Raw genomic sequence first — 5,406 nt, forward strand, 5'->3', positions numbered from 1 at the left:
CGCCCCCGCTAGGACGGAATTTTAAACTTAGAGTTTTGAATTTATCCTTAAATTTGGGGCGTGAGAGCTATAAATTTAAAGCGCGGGCTAAATTTAAAATCGCAAGCTCGCGGTATTTTACGCCGCCGCATACATAGCGCGTAAAATTTTAAGTCTCGCTCGGCGTAAAAGCGACGTAAAATTTCAAATTTCGGCTAAATTTTAAAATTTAGCGATACCGCCGCTCAAAACGGCGCAGAATTTAAAATTTAAAGCTTTGCGTTCCGCAGCTGTTTTGGCAGCGTGAAAGCGGTGCAAAATTTAAAATTTATGGGCAGCGGAAAAGATCGTGCGGAAGCAAAGCAAGCGACACAAGCGAGCAAAATTTTAAATTACGTTCTATGAAATTTCACAACGGCGCGCTGCAAGCGAGCTCTCACAAAATAAGGTTTTAGCGTGCACTTAGCTCGTGCACCAGATCCACCAGATATTTGGCGTTTTGCACGCTCACGTCGGGCAAAATTCCATGGCCTAGATTAAAGATATGCGCGGCACCCTTCATAGCTGCTAAAATCTCGCGCACGCCCGATTCTATCGCACCGCGGTCGTATAGCCGCATCGGCTCCAGGTTGCCCTGAAGCGCAAATTTGCCCCCGAGCTGCTCGCGCGCAAGCCCCATAGGAGTGCTCCAATCCACGCCCCATACGTCAAAGCTCGCCTCGCCTCGCTGCTCCGCGATACGGCTCAGCCGCGACATCTGTGCGCCCGTGCCCTTGGCAAAGACGATGAGCGGGATATGCGGGAATTTCGCCTTTAAAAATTCCGTGATTTCTAGGATGTATCGCCAGCCAAACTCCTCATATGCGCTCGGCTCCAGTGCGCCCGCCCAGCTGTCGAAGATCTGCACCGCATCGACGCCCGAGCCGATCTGGCGCGCCAGATAAAGCTTCGTCGCCTCCGTAACGAGGCGCAAAATTTCATGCAGAAGCTGCGGATTTTCGTAGAGCATCCTTTTGCAAACGGCGTAATTTTTGCTGCCGCCGCCCTCGATCATATAGGTAGCGATCGTCCACGGCGCGCCGCAAAAGCCGATAAGCGCTTTATCCGCGGCAAGGCGCGAGCGAGTAAGCGAGATCGTATCATAAACGTATCCGAGCTCCGCCGCGGCCTTTTGCGGATCAAGGCGCGCCAGATCGCCCCGGGAGCGGATCGGATCGCTAAAGCGCGGCCCCTCGCCCGCTTCGAAGCGCAGATCCATCCCCATCTGCATCGGAACGACCAAAATATCGCTAAAAAGTATCGCCGCATCGACGCCCAAAATCTCCACGGGCTGGATCGTTACCTCGCTAGCGGCGCGATAGTCGCGGCACAGGCTCAAAAAATCGCCCGCCCTCTCGCGCACCGCCATGTATTGCGGCAGGTAGCGCCCCGCCTGGCGCATCATCCAAATGGGCGTGTATGGGGTTTCTTTGCCGAAGCATGCGTCGATGAAAACCATTTTTATCCTTTAAATTTACTCAAAATATACAAAGCCAAACAAACCGCAAAGATAGCCCCTGCGAGCAAAAGCATATCCAAAGGGGTAGTAAAATCGGTGTGCAAAATTCTCTTGAAAAAATCCACTACGAGCACCATTATGATGACGCTGCCGAGTTTGTGCTTTAGCTCATCCAGCGAGGCGATCTTTAAAACTTGTAAATTTAGATCCACAAACTCGTCGATAAACAGCTCATAAATTCCAAATACGAAGATTAGCAGCACTATAGCGACCAGATACAGATCGATCGCCGTTATTATCTCGCTTAAAATATCGACGTAAAGCGCTCGCCCACTCTGCGGCGTTAGAAAAAATTCCACGATTTTATAAAGCGCTGAGCCGATTTCGTAGCTTGCCATCACAAATATCGCCGCGCCTGCCGCGATGCAAAAAAGCACTGGCAGGAGGGTTAAAAATTTGCTGCAAAGTAAAAATTTTTCAAATATAGCTTTCATTTCTTCCTTAAATTTTAATTCGGGATTAGCTGCTCCGCAAACGAATGTATAAATTTAAAAGCCGCTCCATGCCGAAGCGTTCGTTTAAATTTACGCTCGTTTGCAACCGCATCAATTTATCTCTTTTGATCGCGCCCGTTTGAGTCTTTAAAATTTTGCGCCCGATTAAAGGCGCAAAATTTCAGCTCGCGGTCTTAAATTTTAACTAGGCTGATTTGCAAATTTTATTCGCGTGGGCAACGGCGCCGAAATCATGCGCGTGACCGTATCCGCGCGCAAAACGGCAGCCTTGCTAAATTTATCCTACCTGTCTTGCTGCATATCGATCCAGCGAAGCGCGATGCGTACGGCGTTCGTAGCCGCTCCGACGCGGATCTGATCGGCGCTGCACCAAAGATGCAGAATTTTATCGTCGAAATTGTCCCTGCGGAGTCTGCCGACGTAGGTTTCGTTCGTGTCGCTCGAAAGCAGCGGCATCGGGTATTCGTTTTTGCTCGGATCGTCTGCAAGCACGATGCTAGGCGCGTTTTTTAGAATTTCGCGCACGCGGCTAATATCGAAATCCTTTTTAAATTTTATCGTAATCGCCTCGCTGTGGCTGCGAAGTACCGGCACGCGCACGCAGGTAGCCGAAACGGCGAAGTTTTTATGCAAAATTTTCTGCGTTTCGTTCACCATCTTCATCTCTTCTTTGGTGTAGTCGTTGTCCAAAAATACGTCGATGTGCGGGATGACGTTAAATGCTAGCTGGTGCGCGAAAACTTTAGGTTTGCACTCATCAAGCTTAAATTCAAAGAATTTCTGCAGCTGAAACACGAGCTCCTCCATGCCCTCTTTGCCCGCGCCGCTGGCGGCTTGGTAGGTGCTTACGTCCACGCGCTCGATATCAAACGCGTCATCAAGCGGCTTAAGAATTTGAACCATCTGGATAGTTGAGCAGTTTGGATTAGCGATGATGCCTGTCTCTTCCCATAGCTTTATATCCTGAGGATTACACTCGGGCACTACGAGCGGGACATTTTCTTGCATACGAAAGTGGCTCGTGTTATCGATCACCACCGCGCCGCTTGCCGCAGCAAATGGCACGTAATGCGCCGAAATGGAGCCGCCCGCGCTAAAAAACGCGATGTCGATCTCGTTTTCGTCGAAGGTGCTGTCCGTGAGCTCCCTCACGACGTATTCTTTGCCGCGAAATTCCACCTTCTCGCCCGCGCTCTTTGCGCTTGCAAGCGGCAGTATGTCCTTCACGGGGAAGTTCATCTCGTCTAAGACGCGCAAAATCTCCTCGCCTACGGCGCCGGTAGCGCCTACGATGGCGATATTGTAACTACTCATCCTCTCCTCCTTTTAAAATTTCATCGCTAGGGCCCTCGCTCTGCGAATCTTTGCTATCTAAATTTGAATTTAGTAAATTTTCATCCTGCGCAAGCTCGCCTTCATCGCCCTCGTCGCCCTCCTCGGCTTTCGGGCAGGTCGCGATACTCACGACGTCGTCGCCCTCTACATTTACGACGATGACGCCGCTGGTGTTGCGGCCCGCTTTGCGGATGCTTTGCATATCGACGCGGATCATCTTGCCGCTGGTGGTTAGCGCCATGAGATCCATCTCCTCATCGACCATCACGACGCCGATGAGCTCGCCGGTGCGGTTGGTGAGCTTCATGCAGATGACGCCCTTGCCGCCGCGATTTGTGAGACGATACTCGCTCGCGGTCGTGCGCTTGCCGATACCCTTTTGGCTCACGCTTAAAATTTCTTGCATATCGCTTAAAATGAACGCGGCGCCGATGACCTCGTCGCCTTTTTCTTTAAATTTAATCCCCTTTACGCCGCGAGCGATGCGCCCCATCTGGCGAATTTTATTTAGATTAAATTTAAGACACATTCCCTTTTTCGTAGCGATGAAGAGCATATTTTCGTTAGCGCTTTGCGGCTCGCCCTCTTGTGCGCCCTCGTCTTGCGAAATTTCATCTGAAATTTCATTCTCGCTTCCCTCCAAAATATCCTGCTCGGTCTGCTCTAGAATTTCCTCAGCCTCGCCGCCGTCCAGATCGTCGCCGCTTAGAGTGCCTCCTTTGTAGTTTTGCATCTCCTCGGCGCTATTTGGAGCGATGAGAGCGGTTACTAAAGTATCGTCCTCATCTAGGCTGATAGCGCGGATGCCGAGTGAGCGGATATTTTTAAACTCGCTTAAATTCGTGCGTTTTACGATGCCGTTGCGAGTGAAAAATACGAGCGACTTGCTCGGATCAAAATCGGTCGTAGGGATGATCGCCATGATCTTTTCGTCCGCGCCGAGCTGGATTAAATTTACGACCGCTTTGCCTTTTGCGGTGCGCGAGCCCTCCGGAATTTTATAGACTTTAAGCCAGTAAAGCTGCCCGCGGTCGGTAATAAACATAAGCGTATCGTGGGTGTTGGACGTAAAAAAGCTCTCGATGAAGTCATCGTCATACGTCGTGACCGCCACGCGCCCTTTGCCGCCGCGCTTTTGCTTCTCGTAAGTCTTGCTAGGCACGCGCTTGATGTAGCCGCGGTGAGTGATCGTAACGACCATATTTTCATTCGCGATAAGATCTTCGATGTCGATATCCTCGTAGTCATCGACGATTTCGGTGATGCGCGGACATTTAAATTTATCTTTGATCTCCAAAAGCTCATCTTTGATGATACCTTCGATTAGCTCCTCGCTCTTTAGGATCGCGTCAAGCCGCTTTATCTCGGCTAAAATTTCTTTTAGCTCCTCCTCGATCTTTTCGCGCTCAAGTCCCGTTAAGCGGCTTAGCCTCATATCCAAAATCGCGCCCGATTGCGCCTCGCTAAGGCCGAATCTGCTCATTAAATTTTCACGCGCGACGTTGGTATCGGCGGAGTTTCTAATCACATCGATCACTTCGTCGATATTATCTAGCGCGATCTTTAAGCCCTCCAAGATGTGCGCTCTAGCGCGCGCTTTTTGAAGCTCAAAAATCGTGCGGCGGATGATGACGGTTTTTCTGTGGTTCAAAAACAGCTTCAAAAGCTCTATCAGCGTGAAAATCTTCGGCTCTTTGCCGTCGATTGCGAGCATTATCACGCCGAAGGTCGCCTCCATCGTGGTTTGCTTAAATAGATTATTCAGCACGATCTCGCTCATCGCGTCGCGCTTAAGCTCGATTACTACGCGAATTCCGTCGCGATCGCTCTCGTCGCGCACCTCAGAGATGCCTTCAATCTGCTTTTCCTTTACGAGATCCGCGATCTGTTCGATCAGGCGCGCTTTATTGGTCTGATACGGCAGCTCGTCGATTACGATGACGTCTTTACTAGCTTTTTTTTCGATATGGGTTTTAGCGCGAATTTTAACGCGCCCTCTGCCCGTTTTATACGCTTCAATAATCCCTTTTTTGCCGTAGATTATGCCGCCGGTCGGAAAATCGGGGCCTTTGATCTCAC

General features: G+C 50.3%; 4 protein-coding genes. All 4 read right to left on the reverse strand.

What is annotated here, in order from left to right; translation table 11 throughout:
- Positions 1–430 precede the first annotated feature (430 nt).
- The gene (hemE, locus tag Q0256_RS02980; protein WP_297959914.1) at positions 431–1,477 is read right to left on the reverse strand and encodes a uroporphyrinogen decarboxylase; all 1,047 of its coding nucleotides are present in this window, start codon (positions 1,475–1,477) and stop codon (positions 431–433) included.
- A gap of 2 nt (positions 1,478–1,479) precedes the next feature.
- A complete protein-coding gene (locus Q0256_RS02985; RefSeq protein ID WP_297959916.1) occupies positions 1,480–1,971 on the reverse strand; it encodes a YqhA family protein in 492 nt (163 codons plus the stop codon).
- Between the two features lie 303 nt (positions 1,972–2,274).
- Entirely contained in the window at positions 2,275–3,306 is a 1,032-nt protein-coding gene (locus Q0256_RS02990; protein ID WP_297959918.1) for an aspartate-semialdehyde dehydrogenase, read from the reverse strand.
- A partial coding sequence (locus tag Q0256_RS02995; protein WP_297959920.1) for a DNA gyrase subunit A occupies positions 3,299–5,406 on the reverse strand: 2,108 nt, incomplete at its 5' end. The genes Q0256_RS02995 and Q0256_RS02990, both read right to left, overlap by 8 nt.

It is taken from the genome of uncultured Campylobacter sp., from assembly GCF_937949835.1.
GTDB lineage: Bacteria > Campylobacterota > Campylobacteria > Campylobacterales > Campylobacteraceae > Campylobacter_B.